At 50.5% G+C, this 17,179-nt stretch carries 10 protein-coding genes; 4 read left to right on the forward strand and 6 right to left on the reverse strand.

The features are described 5' to 3' along the window. Positions 1-14: 14 nt before the first annotated feature. From Q4526_RS13710 to Q4526_RS13720, 3 genes are all read left to right on the forward strand, one after another. The gene (locus tag Q4526_RS13710; RefSeq protein ID WP_215977644.1) at positions 15-1,487 is read left to right on the forward strand and encodes a leucyl aminopeptidase; all 1,473 of its coding nucleotides are present in this window, start codon (positions 15-17) and stop codon (positions 1,485-1,487) included. A gap of 2 nt (positions 1,488-1,489) precedes the next feature. Further along, positions 1,490-1,909 (forward strand): DNA polymerase III subunit chi, encoded by a 420-nt coding sequence (locus Q4526_RS13715; protein WP_215977645.1) that lies wholly within the window; start codon positions 1,490-1,492, stop codon positions 1,907-1,909. Positions 1,910-1,993: 84 nt separating this feature from the next. Then, a complete protein-coding gene (locus Q4526_RS13720; RefSeq protein WP_215977646.1) occupies positions 1,994-2,878 on the forward strand; it encodes a hypothetical protein in 885 nt (294 codons plus the stop codon). A 106-nt stretch (positions 2,879-2,984) separates the two neighbouring features. On the opposite strand, the gene aceF is transcribed toward Q4526_RS13720, so the two are convergent. From aceF to Q4526_RS13745, 5 genes are all read right to left on the reverse strand, one after another. Next, positions 2,985-4,868: a pyruvate dehydrogenase complex dihydrolipoyllysine-residue acetyltransferase gene (gene aceF, locus Q4526_RS13725; RefSeq protein WP_215977647.1), complete on the reverse strand. Its 1,884-nt coding sequence runs from the start codon at positions 4,866-4,868 to the stop codon at positions 2,985-2,987. A gap of 107 nt (positions 4,869-4,975) precedes the next feature. After that, entirely contained in the window at positions 4,976-7,624 is a 2,649-nt protein-coding gene (gene aceE / locus Q4526_RS13730) for a pyruvate dehydrogenase (acetyl-transferring), homodimeric type (RefSeq protein ID WP_215977648.1), read from the reverse strand. Positions 7,625-7,984: 360 nt separating this feature from the next. After that, the gene (locus Q4526_RS13735) at positions 7,985-10,723 is read right to left on the reverse strand and encodes an insulinase family protein (protein ID WP_215977649.1); all 2,739 of its coding nucleotides are present in this window, start codon (positions 10,721-10,723) and stop codon (positions 7,985-7,987) included. Beyond that, positions 10,720-11,814, reverse strand: a complete 1,095-nt coding sequence (locus tag Q4526_RS13740; protein WP_215977650.1) for an AI-2E family transporter — start codon at positions 11,812-11,814, stop codon at positions 10,720-10,722. The genes Q4526_RS13735 and Q4526_RS13740 overlap by 4 nt, the downstream gene beginning before the upstream one ends. Next, complete coding sequence (locus Q4526_RS13745) at positions 11,815-12,102, reverse strand: sulfurtransferase TusA family protein (RefSeq protein ID WP_215977783.1); 288 nt, start codon at positions 12,100-12,102, stop codon at positions 11,815-11,817. A 313-nt stretch (positions 12,103-12,415) separates the two neighbouring features. On the opposite strand from Q4526_RS13745, the gene Q4526_RS13750 reads away from it, so the two are divergent. Beyond that, complete coding sequence (locus Q4526_RS13750) at positions 12,416-13,846, forward strand: M48 family metalloprotease (RefSeq protein WP_215977651.1); 1,431 nt, start codon at positions 12,416-12,418, stop codon at positions 13,844-13,846. Positions 13,847-13,901: 55 nt separating this feature from the next. Here Q4526_RS13750 and Q4526_RS13755 read toward each other — a convergent pair whose 3' ends face one another. Further along, positions 13,902-17,129, reverse strand: a complete 3,228-nt coding sequence (locus Q4526_RS13755) for a bifunctional diguanylate cyclase/phosphodiesterase (RefSeq protein ID WP_303609663.1) — start codon at positions 17,127-17,129, stop codon at positions 13,902-13,904. Between the last annotated feature and the right edge of the window lie 50 nt (positions 17,130-17,179).

Consider the following 17,179-nt stretch of genomic DNA (forward strand, 5'->3'; position numbering starts at 1 on the left):
CACTGAGGATTACTATGCAAATTCAAGCCAAGTCGAGCGATGCCCTCAAGCACAAGGCAGATGCTCTTGTCATCGGAATCTTTGAGGGTAAGCAGCTGTCTGAGACTGCCGCCAGCCTAGACGCCGAGTCAGGTGCAATTAGCAAGATTCTCAGTCAAGAGAAGTTTACCGGCCAAGCGGGCGCCAGCCTCACACTGCTACAAAATATTGGCCAGAGTGCCACCCGACTTGTATTACTCGGCCTAGGCAAGGCCACTGCTGGTGAGGTATCACAGCAAAACTTCAAAACAGCCCTCGGGAAACTACCTGCCCTAGCCAAACAGTATCGACATATTGCGCTCGATTTAAACGGCATTACCGTTAGCGACAATGACGCCAAGGCCTCCGCCAAACTTGTTGCCAAAACACTGGCAACAAGTTTGTGGCAGTTCAGCGCCTTTAAAACCGACAAGCCGCAAAAACCGGCTCTGCAAAAACTTACCTTGTTATGTGACAAAAAATCCGTTGCTCCATTCAATACTGGCAGTAAAGAAGGCATAGCACTGGCATCAGGTATCAATCTTGCTCGGGAATTAGGCAACTTACCGGGCAATGTCTGCACACCGACCTATCTTAGCAAACAAGCCCGAGCCATGGTTCGTGGCCACAGCGAAGCCACCGTCAAGGTCCTGTCAGAAAAACAAATGCAAGACTTAGGCATGGGAGCCTTTTTGTCAGTCTCGGTCGGCAGTGACGAACCCGGACAAATGATCATACTGGAATACCGCGGCGGGGCTAAAAACAAGGCCCCTTTAGCCTTAGTGGGCAAAGGCGTCACTTTTGATACCGGTGGCATCAGCCTCAAACCTGGGGCTGGAATGGACGAAATGAAATTCGACATGTGTGGCGCCGCCAGCGTGCTCGGCACCTTTCAATCGATTTTGGACATCAAACCCAAAATTAATGTCGTCGCCGTGATTGCAGCGGCTGAAAACATGCCCTCGGGCAATGCCACTAAACCCGGCGATATTGTCACTACCATGTCAGGGCAGACAGTGGAGATTCTTAACACCGACGCCGAGGGTCGGCTGGTTCTGTGCGACGCTCTCACCTATGTGCAGCGCTATAAGCCGAGCGCCATTGTCGATGTTGCCACACTAACCGGGGCCTGTGTCGTAGCTTTAGGCAGCCACGCACACGGCCTATACAGTAACGATGAAGCCTTAGCGGAAAAATTGCTGGCTGCAGGTAAAGCCGCCGATGATAAAGCGTGGCACATGCCCCTTTGGGACGAATACCAAAAGCAGTTGGACAGCAACTTTGCTGATATGGCGAATATCGGCGGCCGTGAGGCCGGCAGTGTGACCGCTGCGTGCTACCTTTCACGCTTTGTGAAAGATTGTAAGTGGGCTCACTTGGATATTGCCGGCACCGCGTGGAAATCCGGTGGCGCAAAAGGTGCCACAGGCCGCCCCGTTAGCCTATTGCTGGAATACCTGACAAGCTAATTATGACGCGCATCGACTTTTATGTTCTACAGTCAAACGACACGCAAACCCGATTTGAATTTGCGTGTCGTCTGCTTGATAAAGCGGTTAAAGGCGACCACCAAAGTGTGGTAGCCCTTAATTCCAGCCAAGACCAAAGTGCTCTAGAGCATACGCTTTTGCACTTTCGTCCCGAGACATACCTACCCTTTCGCAGTCATTCCGACAAGGACAGTGCCGAACCGATCATTTTAGACACTTCGGGTCAGGGGCCATACCACGATATATTAATCTGCCTTAAAGACGAATTACCGGAAAATTTTAGTCAATACCAACGTGTGATAGAAATTGTCACTCAAGACGCACACACGTTAAAAAGCACACGTGCCCACTGGGCCTTTTTTAAAGATAGAGGTTACCCAGTTCACCACCACACTGTGTAGCAACTTGGCAACCTATATGGAAGCCTATCAGCACTGAAAGATTTAAAAGCGCTCATACCGCTGAATGATGTAAGGTAAATACTTATGACGTCGGATCGTGAAAAAACCAAAACGGAATTACTGCAAGAGCTGGAGTCGATCCAAGGCCTGCTGGACGATCACGATATACCCATGCTTAGCGAGGTGATCGATAAACTCGAGCCTCAAGGCCAAACGACCCTAAGCGAACAGTCCGATCGACGCTTAAATAAAGATGAGTACGCCGATTTACAAGAGGCCTACCAAGTCATTAAGCAGGAAGTGGCAAAACAAACTGCGACAGACGAGCTTGCCCAACTAGCCGCAACCCTCGATACTGGCTCAGACGAAGAAAATTTAGAGCTCGATCTAGGGGCGCGCACTACTGCCGATAACCAACAAAAAAACATTAATGAACCAACCGCCGTCGATGGTAATACCGAAGCCAACATTAAATCAGGCGACCATAAGAGCACGCACTACTCTGAACCACCCTTACCTCTGCCCGGACAACAAGCGCTCTTTAATCCAGCCACCGATCAGACAGCCGCAGATAATCTGACGCAAGACGAACCCACAGGTGAAAGCGAACACCATGCAGAGTCCACTGTAGCTTTTAATGAGTCAAACTTAATAAGTACAGGAGGCAACTTAGAGTCAGAACAAGAAATAAACAACGAAGCAGACACTGAAATTAAAGAAAAAACCCACTCGGTAAAAGCCAGCGGAGAGAACCCATTTTTACCACAGCATATTCGCGAACGCTTACAGGGAAACCGGTCCGCTGAGTTTCAAGCTATGGCCAACGCTACTCAGCCTCGCACATACAATCGCAGCCAATTGGTGAATGAACTAATCGAGACGGTTCTGCCAGAGGTCGAAAGCACGCTTCGTCTAAAAATTGCCGCCATGAGTGAAGAGCAAATCCGAAAACTTCTGGACGACACTTAAAATCCACCACCGCTTATCATCGTACGACAATTAACATTAACGTCAGACACAAAAAAGCCCAACTGAAATAAATTCAGCTGGGCCTTTGGCTCGTCGCTATAAACGATTACAACAGTAAGCGGCGAACATCGGCAATGACAGCCGTCAGGTACGTAAAGAATCGACCGGCGTCTGCGCCATTGATGGCACGGTGATCGTAAGACAGAGCCAGCGGCAACATATTGCGCGGCTCAAAGTCTTTACCATTCCAAACCGGCTTCATTTGCGCTTTAGACACACCCAGAATGGCCACTTCCGGAGCATTGACAATCGGTGTGAAACCGTTGCCGCCCATGGCGCCCAAGCTTGAGATGGTAAAACAACCACCCTGCATATCGGCCGCAGTCAACTTGCCTTCGCGAGCCTTTTTCACCAGAGCGCTAAAGTCATCGGCCAATTCCCACAAGCCTTTTTTGTCAACATCGCGAATAACCGGAACCATCAAGCCGTTAGGCGTATCCACGGCCACACCAATGTTCACATATTTCTTCTGCACAATGTGCTCGCCATCGTGATGGATAGAAACATTAAAACTAGGCTCTGCGACTAGGGCTGCACCAGCGGCTTTCAGCAAAAACGGCAGTGGCGTTAACTTACTACCACGCTTTTCTGCTTCGGCTTTAAGACCTTTGCGGAAAGCTTCCAACTCAGTGATATCAGCGTCATCCCACTGGGTCACATGAGGAATGTTCAGCCAATTGCGAACCATGTTGTCAGAGGTGAGCTTTTTAATTTTGCTCATCTTAACGGTTTCGATTTCACCAAACTTAGAAAAGTCTATCGCTGGCATGGCGGGTAGCCCACTGCCGCCACCGGCTGTACCGCGACCTTCCTGAGTAGCGCTAACAATGTTTTTCACATAGCTGCGCAAATCATCTTTAGTGATACGCGAACGCGGGCCGGTACCTTTTACCTTGCTTAAATCGGCACCTAATTGACGCGCTAATTTACGCACCGAAGGGCCGGCATAAACATCGGCACTATTGTTAGCAACAGCTTCGCTGTCGGCCACAACCGGTGAACCAGCAGACGTTGTTTTAGCCGGGGCCTGAGCTGCAGGCGCGGGCGCAGGTTCAGACTTCGCTTTGGTAGGCGCCGCGGGCGCCGCACCCTCAAGCTGACAAATAACATCACCCTGAGAAATTTTGTCGCCTTCTTTAATGGCAAGCTTGACGATTTTACCAGCAGCAGGCGCTGGAATTTCCATCGAAGCTTTATCGGTTTCCAATACAATCAGAGTATCGCCTTCAGCGACCTCGTCGCCTTCGGCCACAGACAACTCGATAACATCAACACCTTCGGCGCCACCGATATCGGGCACGGGTACATCCTGTATGGATGAACCACCAGCTGCAGGAGCAGGCTCCGCCGGGGCAGCACTAGACTCAGACGCAGCCGGCGCAGCGGCGCCCCCGGTCATAACACCTAATGTATCGCCCTGTGAAACCTTATCACCTTCTTTTAAAGCGATACTAACAATGGTGCCGTCAGCAGGAGCAGGGATTTCTAATGACGCTTTGTCGGTTTCCAGAACCACCAGTGAGTCACCTTCGGCGACTTTATCACCCGCGCTTACACAAACCTCGATAACATCAACGTTATCTGAACCACCTAAGTCAGGAACTATAATGGGCTGCTCTGATGTCTGTGCAGGTTCTGACTCAGCTGCAGGTGCGCTTTCTGCTTTAGCTGGCGCTTCGGGCTCAGCGGCGGCTGTGGTTTCAATTTCTACCACCAGGTCACCTTCTGATACTTTATCGCCTTCTTTGACTTTGATAGCCTTAACCACACCGGCAACGGTGCTCGGCACTTCCAAAGAGGCCTTGTCGGTTTCCAGTACTACCAGAGAATCGTCCAGCTCTACGGTATCGCCTACAGCAACCGAAATTTCGATGACGTCTACGTTTTCAGAGCCACCAATATCGGGGACCTTTACTGATTCAATTGCCACTTTAAATCCTCGCTTCTTTTATCAGTCCGCCCAGGCTTTTGGCCCGGACGCAAATTATCCATTGATCTTGCAACCGCCCGCAGGCGGCTACTGGGCCGCGGTAGCGACTATACGGTCAATGGATCGGCTTTGTCTGGATCGATACCAAACTGCTTAATGGCTTTGGCGACGACATCCACTTTGATTGCGCCTTGATCGGCCAGCGACTTAAGCGCAGCGATCACAACAAATTCGCGGCTCACCTCAAAGAAGTGGCGCAGTTTCTGGCGCGAATCACTGCGACCGAAACCATCAGTACCCAGCACACGGTATTCACCAGGTACAAAAGCACGCAGTTGTTCGGCGTAGTTTTTCATGTAGTCGGTCGCAATAATGAACGGACCTTCGGCACCTTCAAGCTGCTCGGTAATATACGCCTTGCGCGGCTTGGCAGTTGGGTTTAGCAGGTTCCAGCGCTCGGCGGCCTGACCGTCACGGGTCAGTTCGTTAACACTGGTGACACTCCATACATCGGCCTCAACACTGAAGTCGTTGCGCAGAATCTCTGCCGCAGCACGCACTTCGTTAAGAATAGTACCCGAGCCCAGCAACTGCACACGGTTTTTCTTCTTACTGGTGCCTTTCTCCAGCTGGTAAAGCCCTTTGATGATGCCCTCTTCCGCACCTTCCGGCATATCCGGATGAACGTAGTTTTCGTTCATCAAGGTGATGTAGTAATAGCCATTCTCTTTATCCTGATACATGCGTTTCAGGCCATCCTGCACAATCACTGCCACCTCATAAGAGTATGTGGGGTCATAACTGCGACAGTTAGGAATGGTGTTCGCCATAATGTGGCTGTGCCCATCTTGGTGCTGCAAGCCTTCACCATTAAGGGTGGTGCGACCGGCAGTACCACCCAGCATAAAGCCGCGCGCCTGAGCATCACCGGCTAACCAGGCCAAGTCACCAATGCGCTGGAAACCGAACATTGAGTAGTATATGTAAAACGGCAACAGTGGCTTATCGTGGTTGCTGTAAGAGGTTGCGGCAGCAACCCAAGCGGCCATAGCACCGGCTTCGTTAATACCCTCTTCCAGAATTTGGCCTTTTTCATCTTCCTTGTAGTACATGATTTGGCCGGCATCTTGCGGGGTGTACTTCTGACCGAAGGCCGAGTAAATACCCACCTGACGGAACATACCTTCCATACCGAAAGTACGTGCTTCGTCTGGCACAATTGGCACCACTTGCTCGCCGATATTTTTGTCTTTCAACAGAGTATTCAGAACACGCACGAAAGCCATGGTGGTTGAAATTTCACGCTCACCTGTGCCCTTCAATTGAGCTTTAAAAGCTTCCAGCGATGGAATATCAAGCGCTTCAAAGTCAGCCTGACGTTCGGGCAAATAACCATTCAGCTCCTTACGGCGCTGTTGCAGGTACTGCATTTCGGCGCTGTCTTCCGGTGGACGGTAGTAAGGGATATTTTCCAGATCTTTATCTTCGATCGGGATATTAAAACGGTCGCGGAAAGTCTTCAGCCCTTCCAAATCTAATTTTTTCACCTGGTGCGCGTTGTTAACCGCTTCACCAGTGGGGCCCATGCCGTAACCTTTGACGGTTTGTGCCAATACAACAGTCGGCTGACCTTTGGTGTTAACCGCTTGATGGTAAGCGTTGTACACCTTGTGTGAATCGTGACCACCACGAGCCAGATGCAGGATTTCATCGTCTGACATATCCTTAACCAGCTCCAGCAGTTCAGGATACTTGCCAAAGAAGTTCTCGCGGGTGTAGGCACCACCGTTGGCTTTGTAGTTCTGCATCTCGCCGTCACAGACTTCGTCCATGCGCTTTTGCAGCAGGCCGGTTTTGTCTTTTTCCAGCAGTGCATCCCAGCCACCGCCCCACAGAACCTTAATCACGTTCCAGCCGGCACCGCGGAATACGCCTTCGAGCTCTTGCACGATTTTAGCGTTACCACGTACGGGGCCATCGAGACGCTGCAGATTACAGTTGATCACAAAAATCAGGTTGTCCAGCTTTTCGCGGCCAGCCAGAGAAATCGCACCTAAGCTTTCTGGTTCATCACACTCACCGTCGCCCAAGAAGGCCCAGATCTTGCGATCGGCCTTGTCGATCAGGCCGCGCGCATCCATATAGCGCATAACGTGCGCTTGGTAGATGGCTCCAATTGGGCCAAGGCCCATAGAAACGGTCGGGAACTGCCAATAATCGGGCATCAACCAAGGGTGTGGGTAAGACGAGAGGCCTACGCCGTCCACTTCGCGGCGGAAGTTGTCCAGTTGATCTTCACTCAGACGACCTTCGACATAGGAGCGAGCGTACATACCGGGCGAACTGTGGCCTTGGAAGTAAACCAGATCGCCTGGACCATCTTCGTTGCCGCGGAAAAAGTGGTTAAAACCAACTTCATATAAGGTCGCAGCGGATGAGAAAGAGGCAATATGGCCACCCAGCTCATCGGAATTTTTGTTGGCACGCACCACCATCGCAATCGCGTTCCAGCGAATTATCGAGCGTATTTTCTGCTCGATATAAGAGTCACCGGGACTCTGAACTTCTTTAGCAGGTGGAATAGTGTTGCGGTAGGGGGTAGTGATAGCTGAGGGCTGGTCAATACCGTGATCGGCAGCGGCCTCGGACAGACTTTTCAGAAGAAATGCAGCTCGCTCCATTCCTCCGTGGCGAACAACAGATTCCAGGGCATCACGCCACTCTCGGGTTTCCAGAGCATCAATATCTTCTATCATATAATCTCCTCAGTCATGCGCCTTTTGAGCACATTTAGACAAAGCGTTAGTACCAACGCGGACCTAGCCTGGCAGGATAAACCAGTGGCCTCGCCCTCATTAAGCACTGCAATCGCTGGGTAATACCCCCTATACGGGGACCGAAAAATGCGCGAATTTTTACATATTTAACGGCTATTTACCAGTCCCGTGGTGTTTTAGACACTCAGTCGGAACACTTTTCCCCATCCCCGGTACGATTATTGCTCAAGCAGGTTTAATTTTTGTGCAACCTTTAAGTCATAATTTACACAAGATTAACGTAAGCCTATCAAAAAAACGTTCATCGGGCTTACCAGACGCAACTTATGATGATAAGAACTAATCAAGCCACAGTGGTGGAAACATTTTAGGCAGCCGAAACCCAATGGGCGACGAATCAAATTGTTGCCGGTATTGCACCAAACCACTGGCATTAGAGGTCATCAAGCGAATCTCGGCGGTAAATAGATTTTCAACATAGCGTTCTACTGAGGCGGTATTGAGTGCCGCCAGTGCTGCTCGATTGTCATCGGGCAGCGGTTGAGTCAGATTTTGCCAAATTGCCGATGAAGCCGCCCTACTTTGAGCAACATCAATTTCTTCCTGACGCCACACACGTTTTAACTCCGCCAACCTGTGAGCAATATCAGGCCCCGCCAAGCGGCGTTTAAGCGCCTCCAACAAAGGACCTGTAAGCACATCAGCGGAGGTGGTCAAGGTTAAACCGGCCATTCCAGCCGTAGTGCTTAGCTCGGCTCGTATGGCCACAGGTGTCCCTTCACTGAGTCCCGGGCCATGATCCCCCCCTTCGACATTAATTAGCTCACCATCGAGAAGCCTGGCAATCGTGCGCAAAAACACAAAATCACGAGCGCGACTGGAGCCACTTTGTAAGTACAGCGTTAACTGTTCCTCGCGACGCTCCAGCCCCTGTGGTCGACCCCCTTTAGCCAAGATTAGGCGCGCCGGTAAAATGCCAGTGGCCTCGTCCGCCAGCAGCCTAAGCTCGGCCAGCGCCGCTAAGCGCTTAGCCTCTTGCTGGTAGAGACTACCGGCGACCAACATTTGCAATGACTGCACATCAACCGAGTGGCGCCAAGAGTCTAAGCTCACCCCCTCAAAGGCCTGTAACAATTGCTCGGCCGACCAGTAGGGTTCGTATTGCCACAAAATAAACGGGTCAGTAAAGGCCTCCCCCACCTCGCCTGGTGAGGTGAGCTGCATCTCTAGCCAGCGATGCGCACGGTTTAATGGTTTGCCCGAGGCCATGGGTTGGTCCAACGCTTCAGCCAATCGGCTAATAACAAGCCCTAATTGCGAATTATAACCAGAGACTTCAATGTCCAACCCCAACACAGTGGGACGTATGATGTAGCTCACCCCGGCGCGCTCCGCCTCATCAAATTGAGCTTTCAGTCTATCGGCCAAGAGATAGCTGGCTAATAATGTATCAACCGCTTGCTTTGCTGTGGCACCCCCGCCTTGGGTCAGTAAGCGCAAATAAAGACTGGCATCCGGCAGGCCGGACTGAGCTCCACCCTGGTACCAAGCCGTGATAGTCGACTTATTCACCAAAGTAAATGGCACCGCGTTTTGATTATTTTGTGGGCCGAGTAAAAGCTGACTGGATTTGGCAATCAGCTTTTGTGGGATAAACCTATTGGCATCTGGGAAGTGCAACCTGCGCTTCACCTCCGGCTTAATATCGGGCTGCCTAACTTCGGCCTCCATCAAACGATAAGCGGTATGGCTCTGCCCGGCAATATTAGCCCCCTGAACAGTATCACTGACCAACATCACGATCACACTCTCGCTACTGAGTGACTTCAGGGCATCTCGCACAACAGATTCATTAAATACCCCAAGCTCATAGGGGGCCACTAATACTTTAGCCGGCTCTGTATCTTGCAGTCGATTGGCCAGTACTGGCAGGGATCGTTCGGCAAAGGCGTCGCGATAGAGAAAATGATTATTGGCCGCCCGGGCTAGCTCGGTAAAACGCCACTCATCCAAACCTCGTTGTTGGATATTTCGCAGCACATAAAACAATAGAGCTTCAATTTGTGGGCTGGCTCTAACGCCAAGTGACGTCAGCCCCACCTTAACAACAGCAAAGCCATCGCCACTAGGCTTAATATGAGTGTTAAATGTGATCGATTCACCCCAGCCCAAAGCTTGCAGCAAGGCCACGAGACTGCCCTCACCTTGACGAGTGATAAGCGCATCGACAATGGCAAAGGTATGCTGACGCTCAAGCTGATTCAGGCCCGCTACGGGAAAATAAAAGTACAATGCCGGAGCTTCCACCAAGCTATTCACATGCACTTCTATGGGCAATTTTTCAGTTTCAAAGGCAAGTGCATCAAAACCTGCCAACGGATTGGCAGGTGTAGACTTGGCAAATTGGAATATGGTTTTTATTTGCTCCGCCATTCTATCCAGCGAAGCGGCAGAGCGCACCACCAACGCAGCCCGATCAGCGCGATAATGCTGCGCCATATACTGGCGCAATGCCGGCCCTACATTTACCATAGGCGCGATGCTTGCTGACTGACCCGGCAAGTCCGTTCGCGCTATGGCTTTAAGCACATCAGTGCGATGCTCATGGGGCGCCACCTGACGGGCGGAGCGAATTCTTTCGGCCAATAATTGTTGGGCGCGGGCGATATCTACATCGCTAAAATCACTGGGGCGTAGTAATTGCAACGCCTGCTGCAAAGTCCTCTGACGGGCGTAAGTGGGCAGTTCAAATACGGTATAACGAGGGGTTACTGAAAAATCGACCTCCCCTGTCAACTGACCTTGTAGCGCTATAGCCGCCAACCGGTGCAAGCCCGGAAAAGCCAACGGGTCACTGGCAGCCCCAGCTTTAACACTCAGAGCCCAATCCAAATCAGTATGGCTTTTATCTTGAATCAGCAGGACTTTCAGCCCACTGGCAAGAGTCAGAGCCCGGTAACTTCGCTCATCTAGGGTGCTGGTCGTAACCTCACCGGCCTGTGGCCAAGCCTGAGCACTGAACAACCATAGCAATGTAGCGAGCCCACAGAGCCTTAGATGCTGACCTATTGACCTCATAATGCGTCCGTCTGCGAACTCTTCTGCCGCAAACCGGCCTCATGTACGCCAATAGGCCAAGCGTAGAGTATGGCTTTCACTAAGGTTGCCAACGGGATGGCAAAAAACACCCCCCAGAAACCCCACAAACCGCCAAACACCAGCACCGCCATAATGATGGCAATAGGGTGCAGATTTACAGCCTCTGAGAACAACAAAGGCACCAGGACATTGCCATCCAGTGCCTGGATGATGCCGTAAGCGAGCAACAAGTAGAAAAACTCAGAGCCCCAGCCCCACTGAAAGAAGCCAATCATCGCCACCGGCAAAGTGACTACCGCAGCACCGATATAGGGGATCAAGACAGACAGACCAACCGCTATGGCCAACAGAGCAGCATAATTAACCCCGAGCAAAGCAAACACCATGTAGGTCACAGAACCTACAATCAAAATCTCAATGGCTTTACCGCGCACATAATTGGCAATTTGCTGGTTCATCTCCTGCCAAATCTTACTCATAACGGGCCGCTTGCGAGGCAAAAAACTACCCACCCAGTCGACGATAAGGCTGCTGTCTTTTAAGAAAAAGAAAACCAAAATGGGCACTAAGACAAAGTAAACAAGCACCGCTACTAACATCGGCAAGCTACTGACCGAGAAACTCACAATCCCCTGCCCGAGACGCCCCAATTCGGCTGTAGTCACCGCCATTAGCTCTTCTACCTGAGTTTGTGTGACCAAATTGGGGTAGTTTTCCGGCAATAACAGTAAAACATCTTGCCACTCGCCGATCATGCGGGGCATTTCGGCAATAAAGCGAACCGATTGCTGCCATATTACCGGCAGTAAAATAAACAAGACAGACACCAACATTGCCACCAAAATCACAAAAGCAACGCTAACAGCCAGCCAGTGCGGGGCGCCCCAAGAGCGTAATCGTACCACCACCCCCTGCAATAAAAACGCAATGATAATGCTGGCAATCATTGGTGCCAGCACCATACCCATGGTCAGTAAAATAGCTAAACTGGCAATAATCAATACAACCAGCAACACGGCCTCTTCGTCGGAGAAGTAGCGGTCAATCCAGCCGCGAAATATTCTTAACATTTATATCGGCTCCTGACCGATGGCGCCTTCAGTGGCACCTTTTTGAATAATATGACAATAAACGCCTTGCCCTTCACTCTGCTCAAGTAAAGTATGTGGGGACAGTTGTACATATGACTGAAAATCACGCACCGATCCACTATCTGTGGCCTCAATTTGCAACACCTGCCCGACCTGCATCTGATTGAGCGCTTGCTTGGCTCGCAACAAAGGCATGGGGCAGCGCAGGCCGCGTGCATCCAGGTGCTTATCGACACAAGGGGAACTAGCTGTCTCGGTGTAGGTCATAGAATCATGCAACTTCTTCATCTTAGTCAAAACGCTCTAGAACACGGGAGCCACGGGGCATAGCACCAACCTGTAACACTGACCTATAGTATCAACAAAACATGCTAATGAACCAAACAGGGTTAGACAAGTATCGCCAGCAGCCCCAAAGCTGCGGCCATTATCCAGTATGTGTCCGGCAAACGATACCAAAACAGCCCCTAGCGACGAACGACTCTCAAAGAGTTGGCGCCAAGTGGTAAGATATATACAAATTGTACCTATTAATGGCCTTCTAAAATAACCATTCGGACCCGCGGAGTCATTCTGTAACGTGAGAGCAGTTTTTTTTGGCGCTATTTTATCCGTCATAGCAACACCCAACCTGCAAGCCGATGAGTTTAACTTACCGGATTTGGGCGATACGACATCAGGCATAGTCTCTTTACAGGAGGAGCGACGTCTGGGCCAGATGTTTCTACGCAGTTATCGCAGCCAAGTGCCCACCTCCAATGATCCTCTACTACACCATTATCTGGACGCATTGCTAAGCAAGCTGGCCCAACACAGCCCGCTAATCAATCGCAATTTCGATTTAGTCATTACCCAAAGTGCCTCCCTCAACGCTTTCGCCGCTCCGGGCAATATCATAGGCGTTAACACCGGCCTGATGACTCACACCCAAAATGAGGGTCAACTGGCATCGGTTCTGGCTCACGAGCTGGCCCACCTAAGTCAAAGACATTATGCGCGCCGGTTAGAGCAGCAACAGAATATGGCCCTTCCCTTCTACACCGCGCTGCTGGCAAGCTTGGTGATTGCGGCCAGTGGCAGTGCCGATGGAGGGTTAGCGGCCATGAGCGCCACGCAAGCTGCCGCGGCCAACGCACAATTAAAATTTAGCCGACAAAACGAGCAAGAGGCTGATCGGCTAGGCATTCAAACATTGATTGACGCCGGCTACGACCCCTACGCCGCTTCCGACATGTTCGAGCAGATGCTGCGCGCAGCGCGTTACTCACGGCGCCCGCCGGAATTTTTATTGACCCACCCAGTTACGGAAAGCCGTATTGCCGATGCCCGCGCCCGCGCCATGCGCTACCCCAAAAAATTAGCCCCAAACAATTTGGAGTTTCATTTAATGCGCTCACGTGTTCGCGCGCTTCAAGCTGAAACACCACAGCGAGCTATTGATGTTTTCCAAGGTGAACTCAATGGCAATTCAATGTCAGTTGATGCCAGCCAATACGGTCTCGCCCTCGCTTACAACTTGGCCAGCCAACCGCAAAAAGCGCATAAGGCATTAGCACCTTTACTGCAAAAAGAGCCTGAACGGTTAACTTATCGGGTTATGGACATCGACATTGATATTGCCGCTGAACAATACGACCAAGCTATTGAAAAGTTGCGTTCAGGCTTGCGGACATTGCCCAACTATTATCCTTTTAATGTTCGCTATGCCGAAGTATTAATGCAATCTGGGCGCTATCAAACCGGCGCTCACTTTTTAACGCAGCTGGTGCGACAAATAAAAGACGATCCGTACCTTTGGTATCTACTCGCCGAAGTCAATGGTTTAGCGGGCGATGTACCCGGTGTTCACGAAGCGCGCGCCGAGTATTTTATTTTGATTGGGGTGTACGACAAAGCCATTTTACAATTGCGCAACGCTCTTAAACTCAGTGAAAGCAGTTATCAAACGGCTCTTTTACAAGAACGCTTACGCTATGTGGAAAAATTGCGGGCCGATATCGACCGAGGCTAGAGCGAATCGCCGAGAATTAGCGCTCTAAAAATTGAGGGGAATAATTTTAAGGGCACTAGGAATCGCTGCGCAAACAATGACACCAATCAGACTCAGCAATCCAGTGCTTTATTCCATCGAGATTCATGGGGCGACCAATAAAATACCCCTGAGCATTATCGCAACCCATGGCCACCAGCCGGTCGAGCAGCTCTTGATCTTCAACACCTTCTGCCACCACTTTAATTTCCAAGTTATGGGCAAGCTGTATGGTGGATTTAACGATTATGCCGTCGCGCTCTGATTCTTGCATCTGACGTACAAACGAGTTATCGATTTTTAAGGTTTGAATTGGCAAACGCTTTAAATACGCCAGCGAAGAATAACCCGTACCAAAATCATCGACCGAGAGCCCTACCCCTAAAGCGTGCAACTCATCCAAATTACGCAGGGCTCGATTGGGGTCAGTCATTATCGCACTTTCGGTGATCTCTAAATCCAGTGCGCTACCAGGTAACCGGTAATGTTCCAACAGTCGGCGTAGCATGGAGGGCAAATTATCATCCAACAGATTTCGTGCCGACAAATTAACCGCCATGGTTAAGTGGCAACCCTGATCGTGCCATTGGCGGGCCTGCTTAATCGCTTCATCCAACACCCAATTGGTTAGAGGGTGAATCAAACTGGTTAATTCTACAATAGGAATAAATTCTGCCGGCGACACAAACCCCATAGTGGGATGAAACCACCGAATTAAGGCCTCCACACCGTAACATTGTCGATTGTGCAAACTGACTTTAGGCTGATAATACAGAGTCAGTTGATTTTCCCGAATCGCACGCCCTAAATCACTCATCATCGCCAAACGCTTGGGCGAGTGCGGATCATACTCGGCGTTATAAAGCGACAGCCCGCACATGTCTTTTTTGGCCCGGTACATAGCCACATCGGCTTTGCGCATTAAGGTACTAACATCTTCGGCCTGACTGGGCGCCAAGGCCACGCCTATACTGGCGCTAATTTCGGTGGAGAACCCCTCTAAATTAAACTCATTCCGCAGTGCATCCAGAGTGCGGTGAGCAATAATGATCGCTTGTTGTGAATTACGAATTCTTTGCAAAAAGATGGCAAACTCATCGCCTCCGAGGCGGGCAATGGTTCCCGGCACTTCTGCCAACTCGGCTTTTAATCGAGGCCCCACTTGCTGCAATAATTGATCACCCACTTGATGACCAAGAGTATCGTTAATTTCTTTAAAGCGATCCAAATCAATCAGCAACAGTGCCCCTTGCTGATCAGGTTTTCGAGCGGCCAACCACTGCTCTAGATCTTTATATAAACTGGCTCGGTTAGGCAGCTTGGTCAAGGAATCGTGATTGGCTTGATAAGCCAGCTTTTCTTCGTAAAGTTTACGCGCTGTAATATCTTTAGTGGTGCCCCACACTCGCACCAAGTGGCCACCATCAACAACTCCAACACAGGAAATTTGTCGATAAGTCGCGTCACCTTGTTTATTTTTTTGAGTGATCTCATGATCACCCAGCTGATAGTGATTACGGATAAACGTATGGATATCAAAAAAGTAATTCTGTGATCCAATTTGCGACAAATCTGTACCTAAGACTTGCTGTTTATTATCCAACCCCATCATTTTAATCAGCAAGTCATTGCACTGCGACAAACGAGCGTGATTAGCAATGGCCTTGGCTTGCTCATCTACCGACCAATGCAAAGGTATCGGAGGCTCCATATCGTAGCACCAGATAGCGTCGGTGCTGTTGGCTCGATAGGCTTTATAACGGGCTTCAATATCCCGTAAATTTTGTGCCTGCTCTATTTGCTCGGTTACCTCGCTCATGGTTAACAGCACACCACTAATAACACCGCGATCATCTCGCGTGGGCACTTTATCAACACTGTACCATCGGGTGCGCCCGTGCTGAGTAACGCTCTCCAAAGAGTCGGTCTGAGCGATGCCCGTTCTGGCCACATGCATAATTTCACGCTGTCGCTCGGACGAATCGTCCCAACCCTGGGCGTATTCCACAAAGTGCTTATCGTTAAATGCCTGTGCGCCAAACACTTGGCGCGCCGCTTGGTTAACTTCTTTTACCACCCCCCAACAATCAAGATAACAAATAGCAGCGCGCACGGCATTGAGTAGCCGCTGCACATCATGTCCTTTGGGCGTAGACAGTGCCTGATCGGAATGAGGGCTAAGTAACTGAGCATACAACCCGGATTTTTGACCTTGAATCTGCAGCGGCAGATCTAACACCGTGTATCTCTGCTCCATTGACTGCGGTGGTAACGCAAGTGTCATAATATCGGCCAAAGCAGTTTGCCCCGCCAAAGACTCTTTGCCCAGCCGGCGCAACGCCATTGCTGAGTGAGCCGAAAAACAATCTAAATCGGTCTGCCTCACGACCTCACTGACACCACTATCAGTCTCACAAGCGTAATAAAGCGGGTAGAATTCAGATAGATAAAAACCTTTTTGATTTTTAATGGTAAGAGCCGTCTGGTCACTAAGCACCAAATTATCAATATTAGCGAGCGAGTCGTGCTGACCTGCCAAGTGTAAATGCATTAAAAAGGCGCCCCCCGACTCTTCGCTCACAAGCGGAATAAAACGGACCCGGAATTGGCCAAAATTCAGCGGCCCGCCGCCTTGCCGAGTTGGGTAGCGAACCACAAACGCGCCGCCAACTTTGTCCGAGCTGACACGCTCAAGAACATCGGTTAGTGCGACTTGCTCAGTAAGGTGGGTATCTTGCAGGAGGTTATAACGATTAATCGCTCGGGCTTGTTGACGCAAGTTCATGCCAAGCAGTTTGCGGCTGGCAGTGTTTAGCCAACTGAGGGTTCCATTTGCATCAAACAATGCGAGCCCATCACAAGCCAACTCCATCACCGAAAGGGTATATTGGCTCAACCCTAATTTGCCCGCGTGCCGCCCTATAGGAATGGCCACTCCCTCGGCAATACGAGCATTTATATCACCGGCAGGAGTAAATACAAACAGTAAGGATTGGGGCTGGGTGTCTTCATGCAGGAGGTCTTGACGCAAGGAAATAGTGCAGAAACAATCGCTGGGGCTGGCACGATCAAAATGCGCTAAAGTACCGCAGAAGGCAGAGTAATCCTCCTCACTGAGCAAGTCAGGGAGCGGATCAAACAGTATGGAATGCAACTGCTCGGCATCAGTTAGATACAACCGGGTAGTTTCTCGATCAAAGCGCCAAAACCAATTGGCGCCAGTCAAGCTAAGTAGATCAGCAGCTTGATTTGATCTGAGCGCCACACCGCGCCTATTGTCTATTCCCTGATTCATCCGTGGGACTAACCCTTTGA

This window comes from Gilvimarinus sp. 2_MG-2023, assembly GCF_030547685.1.
Taxonomy (GTDB): Bacteria; Pseudomonadota; Gammaproteobacteria; order Pseudomonadales; family Cellvibrionaceae; genus Gilvimarinus.